General features: G+C 56.4%; 11 protein-coding genes. 3 read left to right on the top strand and 8 right to left on the bottom strand.

The genetic code is table 11. The features are described 5' to 3' along the window. Positions 1 to 17 precede the first annotated feature (17 nt). From QOY30_RS11095 to QOY30_RS11080, 4 genes are read right to left on the bottom strand one after another with little or no spacing between them, the layout of a single operon-like run. Positions 18 to 2792: an FAD-binding and (Fe-S)-binding domain-containing protein gene (locus tag QOY30_RS11095; RefSeq protein WP_283744680.1), complete on the bottom strand. Its 2775-nt coding sequence runs from the start codon at positions 2790 to 2792 to the stop codon at positions 18 to 20. Continuing rightward, positions 2789 to 4222: a LutB/LldF family L-lactate oxidation iron-sulfur protein gene (locus QOY30_RS11090; RefSeq protein WP_283744679.1), complete on the bottom strand. Its 1434-nt coding sequence runs from the start codon at positions 4220 to 4222 to the stop codon at positions 2789 to 2791. The genes QOY30_RS11095 and QOY30_RS11090 overlap by 4 nt, the downstream gene beginning before the upstream one ends. Beyond that, entirely contained in the window at positions 4219 to 4890 is a 672-nt protein-coding gene (locus tag QOY30_RS11085; protein WP_283744678.1) for a LutC/YkgG family protein, read from the bottom strand. Before QOY30_RS11085 ends, QOY30_RS11090 begins: the two co-directional genes overlap by 4 nt. Further along, the gene (locus tag QOY30_RS11080) at positions 4887 to 5690 is read right to left on the bottom strand and encodes a (Fe-S)-binding protein (RefSeq protein WP_283744677.1); all 804 of its coding nucleotides are present in this window, start codon (positions 5688 to 5690) and stop codon (positions 4887 to 4889) included. The genes QOY30_RS11085 and QOY30_RS11080 overlap by 4 nt, the downstream gene beginning before the upstream one ends. A gap of 153 nt (positions 5691 to 5843) precedes the next feature. Between QOY30_RS11080 and QOY30_RS11075 the strand changes: the two genes are divergently transcribed. Next, entirely contained in the window at positions 5844 to 6608 is a 765-nt protein-coding gene (locus tag QOY30_RS11075) for an FCD domain-containing protein (protein ID WP_283744676.1), read from the top strand. Between the two features lie 391 nt (positions 6609 to 6999). Here the strand turns inward: QOY30_RS11075 and QOY30_RS11070 are convergent, their stop codons facing one another. Both QOY30_RS11070 and lplT read right to left on the bottom strand, forming a co-directional pair. After that, positions 7000 to 8301, bottom strand: coding sequence for a hemolysin family protein (locus QOY30_RS11070; RefSeq protein WP_283744675.1), 1302 nt, complete (start codon positions 8299 to 8301; stop codon positions 7000 to 7002). A 20-nt stretch (positions 8302 to 8321) separates the two neighbouring features. Further along, positions 8322 to 9560, bottom strand: a complete 1239-nt coding sequence (gene lplT, locus QOY30_RS11065) for a lysophospholipid transporter LplT (protein WP_283744674.1) — start codon at positions 9558 to 9560, stop codon at positions 8322 to 8324. 320 nt (positions 9561 to 9880) lie between these two features. Here lplT and alr point away from each other — a divergent pair, with 320 nt between their 5' ends. Next, positions 9881 to 10945: an alanine racemase gene (gene alr, locus QOY30_RS11060; RefSeq protein ID WP_283744673.1), complete on the top strand. Its 1065-nt coding sequence runs from the start codon at positions 9881 to 9883 to the stop codon at positions 10943 to 10945. Here alr and QOY30_RS11055 read toward each other — a convergent pair. Further along, a complete protein-coding gene (locus QOY30_RS11055) occupies positions 10942 to 15144 on the bottom strand; it encodes a PAS domain S-box protein (RefSeq protein ID WP_283744672.1) in 4203 nt (1400 codons plus the stop codon). The two genes, alr and QOY30_RS11055, sit on opposite strands and share 4 nt — an antisense overlap. 1013 nt (positions 15145 to 16157) lie before the next feature. On the opposite strand from QOY30_RS11055, the gene QOY30_RS11050 reads away from it, so the two are divergent. Then, the gene (locus QOY30_RS11050; RefSeq protein ID WP_283744671.1) at positions 16158 to 16484 is read left to right on the top strand and encodes a cupin domain-containing protein; all 327 of its coding nucleotides are present in this window, start codon (positions 16158 to 16160) and stop codon (positions 16482 to 16484) included. Positions 16485 to 16496: 12 nt separating this feature from the next. Here the strand turns inward: QOY30_RS11050 and QOY30_RS11045 are convergent, their stop codons facing one another. Further along, complete coding sequence (locus QOY30_RS11045; RefSeq protein WP_283744670.1) at positions 16497 to 17468, bottom strand: helix-turn-helix domain-containing protein; 972 nt, start codon at positions 17466 to 17468, stop codon at positions 16497 to 16499. Between the last annotated feature and the right edge of the window lie 93 nt (positions 17469 to 17561).

Genomic DNA, 17561 nt, shown 5'->3' with positions numbered 1-17561 from the left:
TATTTGGGGGTTTATTTTCAGGGCATGGCTTCGGCCCGGCTGCATTCTTCGAGCAGGTATGCGACGGAGCGGTAAGGACGCCCAGTTTCAGAAGTCAGGCCGATTTCGCAAGTGCGATTTGTGGAAACGCCCTCGCTGCAATTCGCCGGCAGGGCATCATGGATTTTGCGCAGTGCGTGGACATTGAGTTCCGGAACCAAAAAACCGCGATCACCGCCGAATCCACAGCAGTTAACTCCCGCAGGCTCGATTACCTGTTCGGCGCATGCCGCGACCAGGCGACGAAGTTTCGCGTCCGAAGCCGAGAGTCTCACGCTGCAATTGATATGCAGTGCAATCGGCCCCGACTTGCGGGTGATCATCAGGCGCGGTAGCAGCGCATCATGGGCAAACTCGTGAAAGTCCATCAGAGTAAATCGGCCCGCAAGATGCTTCTGCATACGTACGGAACAAGTACTGGCATCCATAATGATGGGATAGCGTCCGCCCTTGCCGTCGTCCGCCGCACGCAGGAGTGCTTCGGCAAGGGTATCGGCCATTTGACCGGCTTCATCCGCCATTCCTTTGCTGGCGAGCATCTGGCCGCAGCAAAGCTTGTCCAAGCCTTCCGGCAGGCGCGGTGCGTAGCCAGCACGGACTAAGATTTCAATAATGACTTCCGACAGAACGGGTTCGCCTGCATTATTGGCACCGAAGATGCGACCGCCACAAGCGGGGAAATACACCACCGGATCGCCTGCAATTTTGTGTAGAGCCGGTAATTTACCGGCACGCGGCATGCCTTGTTTCCACGCTCCTCCCGAGATTTTTGCGACTAGGCTGTCGCCAATCACGCTGGAAGCAGCGTGGCCAAGGCTCAGTCCGATACGCGATATGGCGCTCACCTTGCCGAAATTGCCGACTGTCCATTGCCCGAGTTTGCGCGAAAACTTTCCTGCTTTGTGTCCGCGCAATCGACGCGTCATTGCGCCGGTATCGATGGCGACAGGGCAGGCGCTGGAGCACAAGCCGCATCCGGCGCAGGTGTCGAGACTGTTGTAGGAAAAAGCCGCCTCGACATCCGCAGTGTCCTCGCCCGCGGCAGTACGGCGCGAAAGTTCACGCAAGGCGACGATGCGCTGGCGCGGAGAGAAAGTAAGCAGGTGCGATGGACATAGCGGTTCGCAAAAACCGCATTCTATGCAGCGGTCGACTATTTCGTCGGCAGCCGGCATCGGCTTGAGATTTTTCAAATGAGCTTTGGAGTCGTCGTTCAGGATCACGCCCGGATTAAGCAGATTGCCAGGGTCGAACAATTGCTTGATTTTGCGCATCAGTTCGGTTGCTTGGCGGCCCCATTCCAATTCGACGTACGGTGCCATGTTGCGCCCGGTACCGTGCTCGGCCTTGAGCGAACCATCGTACTTGCCGACAACCAGGTGGCAGACGTCGTCCATGAATCTGGCATAGCGTTCTATTTCTGCGGCATCGCCGAAGTCCTGTGTGAATACAAAGTGCAAGTTGCCTTCAAGCGCATGCCCGAAAATGATCGCCTCGTGATAACCGTGTTGCCGCAATAGCCGCTGCAAGTCGAGAGTGGCAGCAGCCAGCGATTCGACCGGGAACGCGACATCCTCGATGATCACGGTTGTCCCGGCGCGGCGCACGGCGCCGACAGAAGGGAAAGTCCCCTTGCGCACTTTCCAGTACATTTCGCAGGTGGCGGAATCGGTTGAAAAAGCGGGGGGTTCAATCGTTTCAATACCAGCCAGCGCGCCGAGTGTGCCGTCGATACGCTGCTGCAATATGAGTGCCGATTCGGCGCGTACCTCGATCAGCAATGCGGCGGCATCGTCGCCTAAAGAACGCATCTGCCGGGGCAGGCCGGGTTTGTTTTCAACCGAGCGTAATGCGGGGCGGTCAAGTAGTTCTACCGCAGACACAGGTTCCTGTTTAAGTCGTATCACGGCCTGACAGGCGGCTTCGATGCTGGGAAAGAACACCAGAGCGCTCGCCTTGTCGGGATCTTCAACGACGGTGCGATAGGTAATGCTCGAGATGAAGCCTAACGTGCCCTCAGAGCCGATCATCAGATGGGACAGGATATCTATCGGGTCTGCATAATCCACCAGTGCGTTCAAGCTGTAGCCGGTCGTGTTCTTGATCTTGAATTTGTGGCGGATGCGCGCAGCGAGTTCCGCATCGGCGCGGGTGGCTTTGCCCAGTCGGTCGAGTTCATCGACCAATGCGGCATGACTCTGACGGAATTGTGCGACGCTGACGCTATCCTCGGTATCGAGCACGGCACCGTCAGCCAGGACCACGCGCATGCCGGACAAGGTGCGGTAGCTGTTCTGCGCCGTACCGCAACACATGCCGGACGCATTGTTGGCGGCAATGCCGCCGATCTTGCAGGCATTGATAGAAGCGGGGTCGGGACCGATCTTGCGCCCGTGCGGAGCGAGCCGGGAATTGACCTCGCCGCCAATGATGCCAGGTCCAACGCGAACCGTTGCGGCATCGGCCGAGATTTCGCAGGTGGCGAAACCTTCGCCAACGAGTGCCAGTATGCTGTCGGTGACACCCTGACCCGACAGGCTGGTACCGGCTGCGCGAAAGGTTACCGGCCGTCCGTGAGCCCGAGCGGATTGCAGCAGTGCCTGCACTTCCTCTTCGGACTCGACGATGGCGACGACCTCGGGAACCATGCGGTAGAAACTCGCATCCGTTCCGTAAGCCAGGCGACGCAAGTCGTCTGTGATGATCCGGTTTCCTGGCAATATGAGTGAAAGCGCCTGGATGACCGGACTCATGGTTTGCGTTCACGCAAAAGATCACGCAAGCGCTTCGGAGCGGGGGTGAGCGGGGTGCGGCTGCGTGTCCAGGCGCCCTGATCGGTGGGAGAAAGCGCGCGGCCGCGGCTGATGAACCACGATGTCAGGCGATAGAGTCCGAGCCGGCTGTAGACGAGCGACCAGCCTTTCCATATCGCGCTTGTGAAAGATTTTCGACCGGCACCACTGCCGCGCAAAGAGGCGTCCACGCTGCCCGGTCGTGCCTGTGCTTCGTTGCGTAAACGGATCAGGATGTCGGTGATGGGTATTTTCACCGGGCAGACTTCGACACAGGCTCCGCACAACGTCGAAGCAAAGGCCAGCGGATAGGTGGCATCAAGGCCCAGCATGTGCGGAGAGACGATGGCGCCGATGGGGCCGGGATAAGTCGTACCGTAGGCATGGCCGCCTATCCGCGCATACACCGGGCAGTGGTTCATGCAGGCTCCGCAGCGGATGCACTGCAGGGTGGCACGCAATTGCTCGTCGGCGTAAGCCTGGCTGCGGCCGTTATCGATGAGGATCAGGTGCACTTCTTCGGGGCCATCCTTTTCTCCAGCCTGGCGCGGGTGACTGATCATGTTGAAGTAGGTCGTGATCGGCTGGCCGGTCGCCGAACGTGTAAGCAGGCTGTAGAGCGGCGGCACGTGCTCGAGTTTTTCGACGACCTTCTCAATGCCGGTGACGGCAATATGCACTTTGGGAACCGTGGTACACATGCGTCCGTTGCCCTCGTTCTCGACGAGACAGAGCGTGCCGGTCTCGGCCACCGCGAAATTGACGCCGGAGAGGCCGATGTCAGCCTCGGCGAACTTGCGGCGCAGCACCTGGCGGCCGATCCTGATCAGCGCGTCGACGTCCTCGGTATAGTCGACACCGGCAATCTTCTCGGCGAACAGCGCGGCAATCTCCTGCTTGGTCTTGTGGATGGCCGGCATGATGATGTGGGAAGGCTTTTCGCCGGCCAGTTCGACGATGTATTCGCCCATATCGGTTTCGAACGCATCGATGCCGGCATCCGCCATCGCGTGGCTGAAACCGATCTCTTCACTGACCATGGATTTGCCTTTGGCGATGGTGCGCGCGTTGTGCCTGCGGGCAATGCCGAGTGCGATGCTGTTGGCTTCGTCGGCCGTTTCCGCCCAGTGCACCTGAATGCCGTTGGCAGTGAGATTCTTCTCCAGTTGCTCCAGCAATTGCGGCAGTTTGGCAAGGCTGTAGCGACGAATCGCGGCACCGAGTTCGCGCAGGCCGGCCAATTCATCCTGATCGGGGAACTGGACGCGCCGCTTCTCCTGCAGGAAATCCATCGCGCCGCGGAAGTTTTTGCGTTGGGCGGGATTGTGCACGGCAGCGCTGCTGCGTTCCTTGAAATCGTCGTCCGGCTGGAAATGAATGACCTGGTTCATGCCATGCCTCCTTTCGGGTGGCACAGCAATACGACCAGTTCACGCGGGCCGTGTGCACCGTAGGCCAGTGTTTGCTGGATATCAGCCGTTTTGGAGGGACCCGAGATCAGTAGTGCGTTGGTGGGCATCGAGCCCTGCCAACCTTCGGCGCTCATCGCAGAATGGAAATCGGCATGTATGTTCGTTGCATCGACCAGGACGAAATGCAGCGGCGGCACCAGCGACATCAGGCGCGGTTCGGCAGGGGTGGGCCACAGGATCAATGTACCGGTTTCCGCGATGGCGCTTCTGGCTGATGTCAGTGACGCATCTATACCGTCGAACAACTGGTCACGCCAGGATTCGATCGGGTTGGCATAGCGAACCAGCTGCAAGTTTTGCAGATTGCGCGATTCAAGCTCCGCACCGTGCGGAGTGTTATCGCCAATGAGCAGGTTGCGCAGTCCCTTGCTAGCTGCAATCCGCAGCAACAGTTCCGGCCAGTCGGCGGCAGTAGTGACATGTACTTCAGTGTGGACGGCTTCGAGGGCGGTGCGCATGCGCGCGATACGTTGGGATATGTCTTCGTTGCGACGGTGGGTGGCGTACCAGTTGCCGACATCCGGCAATGATTGAGCCGCAGCGCTTGCGCCGCGCAAACGACCGAGAATCTTGTCGCGGGCGCTCATGACTGGCCTTTCGACGTGCGGTGCCAGAGGAAGCTGGCAATGTGCTCTCCCGGCAACGAAGCCGTATCGCGCCCGGCCATCTCATCCAGCTTTGCGGCACGCCCGAGGATATTGAACAGGCAACCACAGTCCGCGCTGACGACGCGTTCGGCGCCGGTCGCGCGCAGGCTGTCGACCTTGTCGCTGACGATCGCTTCGGAGATCTCCGGATAACGGATGGCAAAGGTCCCTCCAAATCCGCAGCACTCCTCCGCGCGCGCCTGCTGTACTACATTCAGGTTCGCCAGGCTGCCCAGCAGCGCAGCACTCGTTTCGTGCGACCCCATTTCGCGACGGGCATGGCAGGAAGTATGCAGCGCAACCGTGCAGTGCGTTCCAAGATCCTGCTGCCGGAAATCGACGACATGCACAAGAAATTCGGTCAGTTCGAAAATGCGTCCGGCCAGTTCCTGTGCCTTGGCCAACAAGACCGGATCGTCTGCAAACAACTTGGGGTAATGATGGCGCATCATCGCCGCACAGGAACCGGAAGGCACGACCACCGGCCAGGGCTGGGGAAACAAATCGAGTTGCTGGCGTGCTACGGCGCGGGCCTCGTCGGGATAGCCGCTGTTATAGGCCGGTTGGCCGCAGCAAGTCTGCTGCTCGGGAAAGTGGACCTTTATGCCTTCGCGTTCCAGCAAATTGACTGTGTCGAGTCCAGCTTCAGGTGCAAACTGATCCACAAGGCAAGTGGCAAATAGGTAGGCATTGGATGGTTTCGGCGGGTAAAGCCGGTCTTTGGGTGTATCAGTTGCCATGATTGCCTCTCCCCGTTTATGACATTTGGTAAAGTGGTCTTACCATTGATGTGCGAACTATAAATTGATAAATAAGCATTTGTCAACGACTTATTATTGACTAATTTCAAAACGGGAAATATTATTCAAGTGGTCTTACCAAGGAGGAAGTTGATGATACCAAGCCGTCCCACTGTTATTCGCATTTCCGATAGCGTCGCAGGGGAACTCGAAAAACGCATACTTGAGGGTTCGCTGAAAGCCGGAGATAGATTGCCTTCGGAGCGCGATTTCGCCGTTGAACTGGGTGTGTCGCGCCCGACATTGCGCGAAGCGATCCAGAAGTTGATTTCGAAGGGTCTGTTAGCCTCGCGTCATGGTGGGGGAACATTTGTTACCAACCGTCTGGAAGCGCACTTCGTTGATCCCTGGCAGGAGATGTTGAGCGGGCACCCGATGCTTCACAGCGACCTGCTCGAATTTCGCCAGATGCTTGAAAGCCATGCCGCATACCTGGCTGCGGAACGAGCCACCAATGTCGATATCGAGCGCCTGGATGCGCTGTATGCCACATTGGACTCCGTTTATGGAAGTAACGACATACCAGCCTGCATTGATGCAGACGTTGCCTTCCATCAGGCGATCGCGGAGGCAGCGCATAATGTGCTGATCGTACATATGAATGCCAGCCTCACGCGGCTGATCCACGGGCACATTTCGGCAAATCTGGAACATCTGCACGCGCGACCGCAGCGATGGGATCAGTTGCGCTCGCAGCACTACACGATCTGGCAGGCAATCCGTGACCACCAGCCCGATATCGCGGCCCGCGCCTCACGCGACCACATCGAATTCGTGCGCCAGAGCATGACGAACGCAAACAAGGAAATAGAAAATCGTCAAAGCGCTCTGAGACGGCAAGGTGAAATTGTTGCCTGACTAAGCGGGGGTGGGTGGATAGTTAGTCTTCATGCAGGCACATGAATGCGACCGCCGACTACGTAAAATTTTATCCCGGAACCATATTCCGGCAATTCCTGAAATTATCCGGATATCCGAATACCGCGGCAGTTCACTTCGTTTGCTGTTCTATCGCCTTCCTTTGTTCGTCATCCTGTTTCTGCATCGCCGGGTCGACGGTCTTCGCCTTGTCGAGCACGTCGCGCTGATCCTTGAACAGTTTTGGTGCAGGCTGGTTGTCGCTTTGGCCGCATGCGCCGAGCAGAAGGGATGCGCCAGCAGAACAACGGTACGGAAGGTCATGGTGTACTCCTCGGTTGACGGAACAGCGCTTGCTGGCAGTTGCCTGAATGCGGCACTGCGCCGCTCATCATTCGTCTGGGATCGCAGGGCCGATTGGGCGGGCGAATATCTCGTCGACGCGGTTCTTGTCCATGTCGACCACTTCGAAGCGCCAGCCGTTCCAGTCGAAGGTCTCGGCCTTTTTCGGGATGTGGCCGACGGCAGTGATGACGAAACCGCCGACGGTGTGGTAGTTGCCGAGTTCTTCTTCCGGGAGTGCATTGAGGCCGAGCTTGTCCTTCATCTCGTCCAGCGGCAGCAAGCCATCCAGTAGCCATGAGCCATCCTCGCGCTGCACGGCGAGCGGCATTTCATCCACCGAGCTCGGCACGTCCCCGACGACGGATGAGAGCAGGTCGCTCATGGTGACCAGCCCTTCGGCCTGGCCGAATTCGTTGACGACGACTGCAATGTGGGTCTTTTGTGCGCGGAAGAAATCGAGCACCCCGATCAGCGACTGCGTGTTGGGAATGTAATGAATGGCGTGCGTTGGCAATTTTCCGAGATCGAGCGGCTCGTTCTCCAGCAGGTGCTGCAACAGTTCGCGGCTCTCGATGTAGCCGACCAGCTGGGTGAGGCCGCCCTTGCACACGAGGAAGCGCGAGACACGCTGGGTCTTGATCTTCTCCAGATTGATCTGGCTCGGCGCCTGCAGGTCGAGGTAGATGATGTCGTTGGCGGGCGTCATCACGCTCGCTACCTTGCGGTCGTCCAGACGGAACACGTTGCCTAGCAATTCGCCTGAGGTTTCGTCCAGGTCGCCGTCGCGCCGTCCGGCGGCGATCATGGCGCGTATTTCGTCGGAAGCGAGGTACTCCGCGCTTTCCTTGAACGGGAAAAGTGCGAGTATCTTTTCGCTCGCGACTGCCAGTGCCCAGATGAACGGGCGGTTCAGCCGGGCGAACAGCGCCATCAGGGGGGCAAGCGTTGAGGCGATGGCCTCCGGTTTGGCCAGTGCGATGCGCTTGGGGATGATCTCGCCGACCACGATGGTGACAAAGGTGATACTGCCGACCACCAGCATCAGCGACAGCGGATATTTCGCAAAGGCGAGCATGGCGATGTCGGTCTCGATAGCGGATTCGATGCGCGGCACCCACATTGATTCGCCGAACACGCCGAGCAGGGTGGCCAATGCGGTGAGGCCGATCTGCGTAGCGGCCAGCAAGCGGGACGGCTGGTTGCGCAACTCGCAAGCGATCCTGGCTCCTTCGTTGCCGGTTTCGGCCATCTGCGTGAGGATGGGCATGCGGCTCGCGCCTATGCTCATCTCCGACATGGCAAAGAAACCGCTGAGCAGAATCAGCAGCAGGAGTATCCAGATTTCCATGTTGAACTCCTTGGTGGAGGCTAAGTAAGGCCGGTATCTTGGTCGTGGCCGTGTTTCTTGTAAAGCAGACTCATGATGCCGGCCATCAGCAGGCCGAACACGATGTTGATGGTGTAAATCGAGAAATCGAGTTTCGCCATCAGGGCGTAGATTCCCAGCATGAGGAAGATGCTGATGTTTTCGTTGAAGTTCTGCACGGCGATGGAACTGCCGGCTCCCATCAGCAAGTGCCCCCTGTGTTGCAGCAGGGCATTCATCGGTACCACGAAGAAACCGCCCATTGCGCCGATACCGATCAGCAGCAGGGTGGCAAGCAGCGGGCTGGTAACGGGCGTCATCACCAGCACCAGCAGGCCCATGCCGATACCGACCGGCAATACTTTCACGGCATGATCGAGTTTGACCATGCGTGCCGCCAATATTGCGCCGATCGCGATGCCTACGGCGACCCAGGCGGTGAGTTTGGCGGCACTGCTCATGTCGTAATGCAGCGCGACCGCAGCCCAGGTCAGTACGAGCAACCGCAATGTCGCACCCGCACCCCAGAACAAGGTGGTCACGGCAAGCGAGACCTGACCCAGCGGGTCTTTCCACAATAATTTGAAACAGTGGGCAAACTCTTTGATCAGGAATACCGGGTTGCGCCTGAACGGTTTGTGGTCGATGGGAAGAGTCGGGATGTAAAGGTTGAATATTGCGGCAACAAAATACAGCCCGAGGACAATAGTGATGGCAAGTTCGGGCGCGGTATCGATACCCGTATCGATGAACGGCACATCCCACCAGTGCAGCATCGCATCGGCAATAGAAGGGCTGATGAGGATGCCGCTCAATACCGCACCGAGGATGATTGCAGCAACCGTGAGGCCTTCCATCCAGCTGTTTGCCAGCACGAGTTTTTCCGGCGGCAGGTACTCGGTGAGGATGCCGTACTTTGCTGGCGAATAGGCCGCCGCGCCGAAACCGACAAGGCCGTAGGCGAAAAGAGGATCGACACCGAACAGCATGGCAAGGCAGCCCATCATCTTGATCGCGTTGCTGATGAACATCACGCGCCCTTTGGGTAGCGAATCGGCGAACGCGCCGACGAACGGCGCCAGCACGATAAACGAGATGATGAACGATTGTTGCAATACAGGCGTATGCCAGCCGGGGGAGTTTTCCTGCTTGAGGAGGGCGATGGCGGCGAACAGAAGCGCATTGTCGGCAAGCGCTGAAAAGAACTGCGCCGCCAGGATGGTGTAGAAACCGCGGTTCATGTTCCAGTTCTTTCGGCGAAGGCTAACGCGCATAGCGCGTTAAAGACGGTCTCTTCGTCTGGCCGGAACCAAAAGAGCTGCGCCGCCAGAATGGTGTAAAAACCGCGGTTCATGTTCCAGTTCTTTCGGCGGAGGCTAATGCGCGTAGCGCGTTAAAGACGGTTTCTTTGTCTGGCCGGAGCCAAAAGAACTGCGCCGCCAGGATGGTATAAATGCCGCGATTCACTATAGATTTATCTTTTGTGGGACAGTCTTTTATAACACGAAAATTTATGGCCTGCTATCATTCGCGGCAGTTTAACTGCTTCAGCCTTGAATCCATGTCCCGCCCGATACAAGCCCATATCGATCTTTCCGCCCTTCAGAACAACCTGCGAGTAGCGCGCCGTCATGCTTCCAGCCGCATCATGGCTGTCGTCAAGGCCAATGCCTACGGCCATGGTCTGCTGCGCGTGGCCGAGGCGCTGGGCGAGGCGGAAGGTTTTGCGATGCTTGATGTGCGCGACGCCATCGCCCTGCGCGAAGCCGGTTTTCGCCAGACCATCCTGTTGCTGGAAGGTTTTTTTAGTGCAGACGAGCTGCCGTTGATCGCCGAATACGAATTGTCTACGGTCATCCACAGCATGCACCAACTCGACATGCTTGATGCCTACCCGCGCCGCAGCAGCTTGCAGGTGTGGCTAAAGATCAACACCGGCATGAACCGTCTGGGTTTTGTACCGGAGCAGGTTCCGGCAGCCATGGAAAAGCTGAAATCGCATCCGGCGGTGCGAGAAATCACCCTGATGACGCACTTCTCCCATGCTGATGAAGCGGAAGGCGTTGCGGACCAACTCGAACGTTTCAGGAGTCTGACAGCGACCTACCGCGCGCCGCGCTCCCTTGCCAATTCCGCCGCGCTGCTGCGTTATCCGTCCTCGCACAGCGAATGGGTGCGTCCCGGCATCATGCTCTACGGTGCGTCGCCGTTCGCCGATACCAGTGCACAGCAACTCGGCCTGCGACCTGTGATGACATTGAGCAGCGGGGTCATCTCGGTGCGCGATGTCAAAGCAGGTGACCGCATCGGCTATGCCGGACTGTTTCGTGCCGGTACAACCATGCGCATCGGTACGGTGGCCTGCGGCTATGCCGACGGCTATCCGCGTCACGCACCGACCGGCACGCCGGTCCTGGTGAATGGACAGCGCACCCGTACCTTGGGGCGCGTGTCGATGGACATGCTGGGTGTCGACCTGAGCGGGATAGCAGATGCCGACGTCGGCAGCCGCGTCACCTTGTGGGGAGCCGGCTTGCCGGTGGAGGATGTCGCAAGTTCGGCCGGAACGGTCAGCTACGAGTTGATGTGCGCGCTGACGGCGCGGGTGCCGATCGTGGCTGACTAATTTTTTCCGACGAAGTTCGCGATTACGGTTTCAGCCAGTTCCGGCTTGCCGAACAGATAGCCCTGATGGATGACCGGACCGCGCAGATTCAGGAACGCGGCCTGTTCGACTGTCTCCACGCCTTCTGCCACAACTTTCACGTGCATGAGTTTTGCCACGGCAAGAATGGCTTCAACCAGGGCGTCGTCCTCGGGATCGATGGTCAGATCCTGGATAAAACTCTTGTCTATCTTGAGTTCATGGATGGGCAGGCGCTTCAGGTAGGACAGCGAAGAATAGCCGGTACCGAAGTCGTCCATCGAAAAGTGAATGCCCATCGCGCTTAATTCGGTCATTTTGGCGATCACATCATTGATGTTGTCGATCACCAGACCTTCCGTCACTTCCAATGTGAGGTGCGTCGGGTCGGCGCCTGTGCTGGCGAGCCCGTTCTTGATCTGGTCGATGAAATCGGGCTGGCGGAAATGACGCGGACTGATGTTGACCGCGATGCGGATCGGCAGGGCAACCATATCCTCGCGCGTCAGCAGACGGCAAACTTCGGTGAATACCCAGTTGCCGATCTCGACGATGAGATTCGATTCCTCCGCGATCGGGATGAATGCGCCCGGCGCTACCAGTCCGCGTTGCGGATGTTGCCAGCGTACCAGCGCTTCCGCCCCGACGATGCTGCCTGCCGCATCCACCTGTGGCTGCAGGAACACCCTCAACTCGTCGGCCGTGATGGCTTGGTGCAATTCGCGTTCGATATCGAAGCGTTGCTTGGCAATCTCATCCAAAGCGCCTTCAAAGAATGCAGTCTGTCCTCTTCCCCTCGTTTTGGCGTGATGGAGCGCGGTATTGGCGCGGCGAAGGATGTCCAGCGGCTGGTCTTCGTCGCTTTCCGGGAAGAGCGCGATGCCAAGGCATGCAGTGAGAGCGAGGTGTTCATTGCCGATATGCAGTGGTTCCCGCAGACCGGAATGAATTTTCTCCGAGATATGCAGGGCAAGATGCGCAGCAGTTTGATGTTGCGGTGAAAGGTCGGTCAGCAGGATGCCGAACTCGTCCCCGGAAATACGTGCAACGACATCTCCTTCACGCATGCTGTAAATCAGCCGTTCGCTCACCGCCCTGAGCAGTGCATCTCCCAGTGTCTGGCCGCCCGCATCGTTGATGGTCTTGAAGCGATCGATGTTGAACGAGATCATCGCGCTGTGATGGCTGAATCGACGGGTCATGGCCAGGGTCTGAGCCATACGCTCCAGCAGCAGGGAGCGATTGGGAAGTCCCGTGAGTGTGTCATAGAAGGCCAGGCGGTTGATCTCGGCTTCGGCGCGCTTTTTTTCGGTGATATCTTCCTGAACTGACACATAGTGCGTAATGCGCCCGTCCGGCTGGCGGATCGGGCTGATGATGGCGTGTTCGGTGTATTCGCTGCCGTCCTTGCGTTTGTTGTAGAACTCCCCCTGCCAGGTATTGCCGGCCAGCAGGTTTTGCCAGAGATCTTCATGCGTGCTTCTCGGCGTCTTGCCTGAATGCAGGATACGCGGGTTGCGGCCGATGATTTCGTTGAGGCCATAGCCGGTGTTGCGCACAAAAGATTCATTGACGTATTCGATATTGCCATTGAGGTCCGTGATATAGATACTCTCCGGACTTTGTTCTACTGCCAGAGAGAGTTTGCGCAACGTCAACTCTTTTTCACGCAGCGGTCGCAGGTCGAGGTAGCTGGCCACATACCCGGCGCACTTGCCGCCTTCGCCCCGGATCAAAGCGATGGTCACTGCGGTGGGGATCAGCGAACCATCGCTGGCTAATCTGTCCACCTCGCCCGACCAATTTCCGGACTCTTGGAGATGTATGATAATTTCATCGCGTTCGGATGTGTACTTGCCGGTGGCGGGGATGATGAGCGAGACATGCCTGCCTGCCACATCTGCCAGCGGGTAACCGAATAGATTTGAGAAGGCTGGATTGACATAGGTGATTTGGAACTCGGCGTCAGCCAGCAATAGCGGGTGCGCCGACTGGCGCAGTGCGTCGCTGAACAGGTCGCGCTGCGCTTGGGCCTGTTTGCGTGCGGTAATATCCAGAAGCATGCCAATGATGGCCGTATGTCCTGCATATTGATAACGGCGCCCATATACCTCCAGATCGATACTTGCACCGTCGCGGCGCAGGCCTTTGGTGGTGTAATGGATGGCATCAGATTCTCCCGGTTCGCGTTTGCTGGTTATTTCCAATACCTTTTCACGATCCTGCGGGATGACTAGTTCGATGGCGGGCACCATATCTATCAACGCATCCGGCGAGTTATAGCCAAAGATTGCGGCGAAACCGGGATTGACGTAACGGAGCTGACCATCCTGAAGGATGTATATTCCGGCCAGGGATTGTTCCACCAGCGCGCGGAACTGTTCCTCGCTTTCGCGCAGCGCCAGTTCTGCCTTTTTCCGTTCGGTGACGACATCGAACACGGCGACGAAATGTTCCGGCTTTGGGCTGTATACCGAAACCGCGAACCACATATCCAAAGCTTGAACGAAAAGTTCAAAGTGTTCAGGTTTGCCACCCGAAGCGACACGTCCGTATTTCTCGAACAATTCCGGATCGGCCTCGCGGATCCCGGGAATGACTTCGCTGACCTTGCGTCCGGCGACATCTTTCAGTCCGGTTTGGGAGGTGAACGCGTCGTTGACGTTCAGGTAGATGAAATCATCGGGGCGGCCGTTCACATATAGCATGCGGCAATGGGCAAAGCCGTTGAGCATGTGCTCGAACAGCGAGCGGTAAGTCTCCTCGCTCGCGCGCAGGGCTTCCTCCGCTTTTCTGCGATCGGTAACGTCCTCGCCCGAGCTGAGCGTGCCGACGATGTTGCCCGCTTCGTTCCTGAAATAATTATTACGCCAGGAGATCATCCGCTGACTGCCGTCGCGGCAAAGCACCGCATTTTCCATATGCTGATGACCTTCAAGGTCTCCCGCCAGGATCCGGCGGAATATCGGCAGGATGGTCTCCATTCCTTCCGGCTGCGGCAGACACGTCTTGAACCAGTTTTCATCCAGCAGTTCGTTTTCGCGGTAACCCAGTAACTCACAGCCGTAGCGGGAGATCATGGTGATGCGACCGGCATCATCCAAGGCGACCATGATGCTCTGGGCCGTATCGAGGTAGCGCTGGCTGAGGTCGCGTTCGCGGCGCAACGCAAATTCGGTCGTCTTGATCCCGGTGATGTCGCGTGATATGCCGAACACGCCGGTCACGTTGCCTGCGTCGTCATGCAATGGGCCCTTGGTGGCAAGGAAAAACGATTTGCCGTCTTTGGTGTCGAGATTCTCCTGAAAAGTCGTGACGCGATTGTCCTGCATCACCTCGCGGTCGTTTCTCTGGATGAGAGCGGCCTGATCGGGCGGAAAGATACCGGCGTCATCCTTGCCAATGACCTCCTGAACGGACTTCCCGACGAAGCGTGCCGCGGCCTGATTGAACAGCAGGTAGCGTCCATCGACATCCTTGACGAAAATCGCATCGGTGGAACCTTCGGTAATGGCATCGAGCAGTTGCAATGCCCGGGATTTTTCATCCAGGCTGGCCAGCGCTTTTTTGCGTTCCTGGTCGGATTTGTGTCGTGCTTCGTGCAGCATCAGGCTCAGGATGCTGACGAGCAAGCCGTTTACGATCAGGAATCCCAGTTGAAGCAAGTCGTAGGAATGCTCCAACTGCAAGCTTGCGGCAGTGGAAAAATCAATAAAGATGACGTAAACAGCTGCAATGAAAGTGGAGATCATGCCGGGACCGAATCCACCGATCGCCGCGCTCAGAATGACGGGGAACATGAACAGAATCAGCAGAGGTCGTTCCCCGAAAGATATGGAGATGCTTTCGCGCAACAGCAATGTGGTGAGCGTGACTGTTGCTGCGAAAAGATATTGTTGCCAGGGCTTCCAGTTGACAAGGCCGACGTATTGTTGCGGTTCGTAGGTGCTGTCGTTCCGTTCGACTGTTCGTTTAAGCAGGAAGTAGAGCAACAGGGATGTGACTGCTACGTAAAACCAGCCCTTGAAAGTTTGTGCGATCTGGAGGGTTGACGAGTCTCCGATAAACCATTCCAAAGCCTCGTCCGAAAGCACAATCCACAGTCCGGCAAAGACGGCATAGATCAGAACGATCCTTTTGATATCAAGTTTGCTCAAACGGTTAAGTCGGGGGCCATCCATTCTGTGTCTCCATCAGCTTCAATTTGCTTCGACAGTACGAATAAAGCAGTACAAATCAAACGGGCAATAATTTGCTTGTTAAACCAGCTGGACTTCCCCAATTGTGCGCGCCGAATTCACTGGCCAGGGTAATGGAATGTCTGAATACTTTTTGGTCTTGGGCGGCCTTATTCTCGATTTAGGTCATGTTACAGGCAAGTGAAGGAATCTAACTACCGTCAGCCGAAAAAATCATTAAATGGATTTTAGGAATTGCGCTTGCTTGCGAATTCGACGGTAAGTTTTTATTGGGTGCGCGCCAGGTGCAGCTTTATCCCGCAATGAGCAATATGCAAAAATATCCATAATTTCAATTATATATTGTGCGGACGATATGATTGAACCTTAGCTTCCGTATCGGGAGATATTCGAAATAAAAAGGCCTGGCTAAAGCCAGGCCAACCCTGATATTGCAGTTTAGGGTAAAGCAAATTGACGTTTCTTCTTTAAGATTTCCCGGACAACAAAATCATGAAGGACAGCAGCATAAATGGAGCCATAACGAAGAAAACCGGAAGAGATAGTCCTAACACGATTGCACCTCCAAAATAAGTTTATGAAAACTTGCGCTTGCCACACCAGTTTGTTTCGGCTTCGATAACAATCCATTAGTCAAAAACGGCTGAGGGCGTGTTAGTAGTGTGGTTATTTGATAGTGTCATCGGTTTGCGTAAAATGCAATAAATATCTAAATTTATCAAAGATTTAACAAGACTAAATTACTGAGCTACTCGGACGCAATTGAGCAATTGCCTGCGCTGGGACAGGTGACGATAAGAAAAACGAACAGTTGCACACTGGTTGGCGAGTGGATGCTCGCAGGTAAGGAAGGAAGACTGGATCACCCGAAAATTTTGAAAGCAATGGAATGGACTCAGCCTCACCAAAACGGCATCAATGTGCAAACTGGAGTTGCCACGATGTTGTCCAACCCTGACTTATAACTGTTATGTTGAATCAATCGAAGGAGTGCGATGGTGATTAACCTTGAAGGCGTAGTTTCGGCGAATTGGCGAGACCTTCCTGCGAAGGAAATCTTTCCGGGGATTCGAAAACGTATTCTCTGGCAGGGAGCGAACGGTGCCAAGGCCCAGATTCTCGAAATCGACGCCGGTGCCAAATTCACAACCCTTGATACCCACTCTCCCGGCCCTGAAGAAATCTTCGTGGTATCTGGCGTGTTTTGCGACGGTGTCCACGATTATTCGGCAGGTACTTTCATTCACAATCCCGTTGACTCCGCGCATATCCCCCAGTCAAAGCATGGCTGTGTAATCTTTGTATATTTCCCTGAGGGTTGAGCTCATGCAACCCTACTCGCCGCGAAACTCTTTGCGATAGGCTGAAGGTTTGATGCCGAATGCTTGTCCGAAACTGCGGCGGAATATCGCGGGCGAAGCAAACCCGGCCGTTTCTGCAACGATCTCAATCGGCTTGTCGGTCGTTTCAAGCATGCGTTGCGACAAGGCCAAACGCTGGTTCAGCAACCATTCCCCAACGGTTGTTCCTGCCATCTGGCGAAACCGGCGCGTAAACGTTCGGCGGCTCATCAATGCCCGTTCTGCCAGATCGTCCAGAGTATGCGCAGCATCCAGATTTTGGGACATCCAATCCATCAGTAGAGAAAGACGGTCCGGTGTAACCGAGCTGAATACGGGTTGTTCGATGAATTGAGCCTGCCCTCCCTGCCGAAATGGGGAAACGACCATGCGTCGTGCAATGTGATTTGCGACTTCGGCTCCATGCTCCGTACGCAGCAAATGCAGGCAGCAGTCTATGGCTGCGGCACATCCGGCAGAAGTAACGATGTCCCCCTCGTCTACATACAAGACATCAGGCTTTACATCGATGAGCGGATACCGCTCTGCCAATTCAGCCGCACATTTCCAATGGGTGGTTGCCCTGCGACCATCCAGCAGTCCTGCCGCAGCCAACACAAATGAGCCGAGACAAAAGCTGACGATTTTGGCGCCGCGCTGATGAGCTTTGCGCAACGCATCGATCAACGTTTTTGGCGGTAACTCAGCGGTGTCGTGCCAGCTCGGTACGATGACCGTTCCTGCATCTTTGAGCGCGGCGAAACTGTGTGTGGCATGGATCGCATAACCGGCGTTGGTCTGTATGGGAGAGGGGTCAGCCGCGCACACCTTAAGCTTGAAATCGGGCACCTTACTGTTATTGGCGTCAGGGCGAAAAATGATGCAAGGCACTGACAAATGAAATGGACTGATGCCATTGAAAGCGATGACAGCGTACAAATCCGAATTTTTTGCAGGAGTTTTCATAATGGCCCGATTGTATCTGAAAATGGCATTCAGGCCACTTATGTCAAAAGCCAAAGCCGGAAATACTTCGCCCTGTTCGTTTTGATCAACTTG

The sequence above is a fragment of the Sideroxydans sp. CL21 genome, assembly GCF_902459525.1.
Taxonomy (GTDB): domain Bacteria; phylum Pseudomonadota; class Gammaproteobacteria; order Burkholderiales; family Gallionellaceae; genus Sideroxyarcus.
This window is presented reverse-complemented; position numbering and strand designations above follow the sequence as displayed.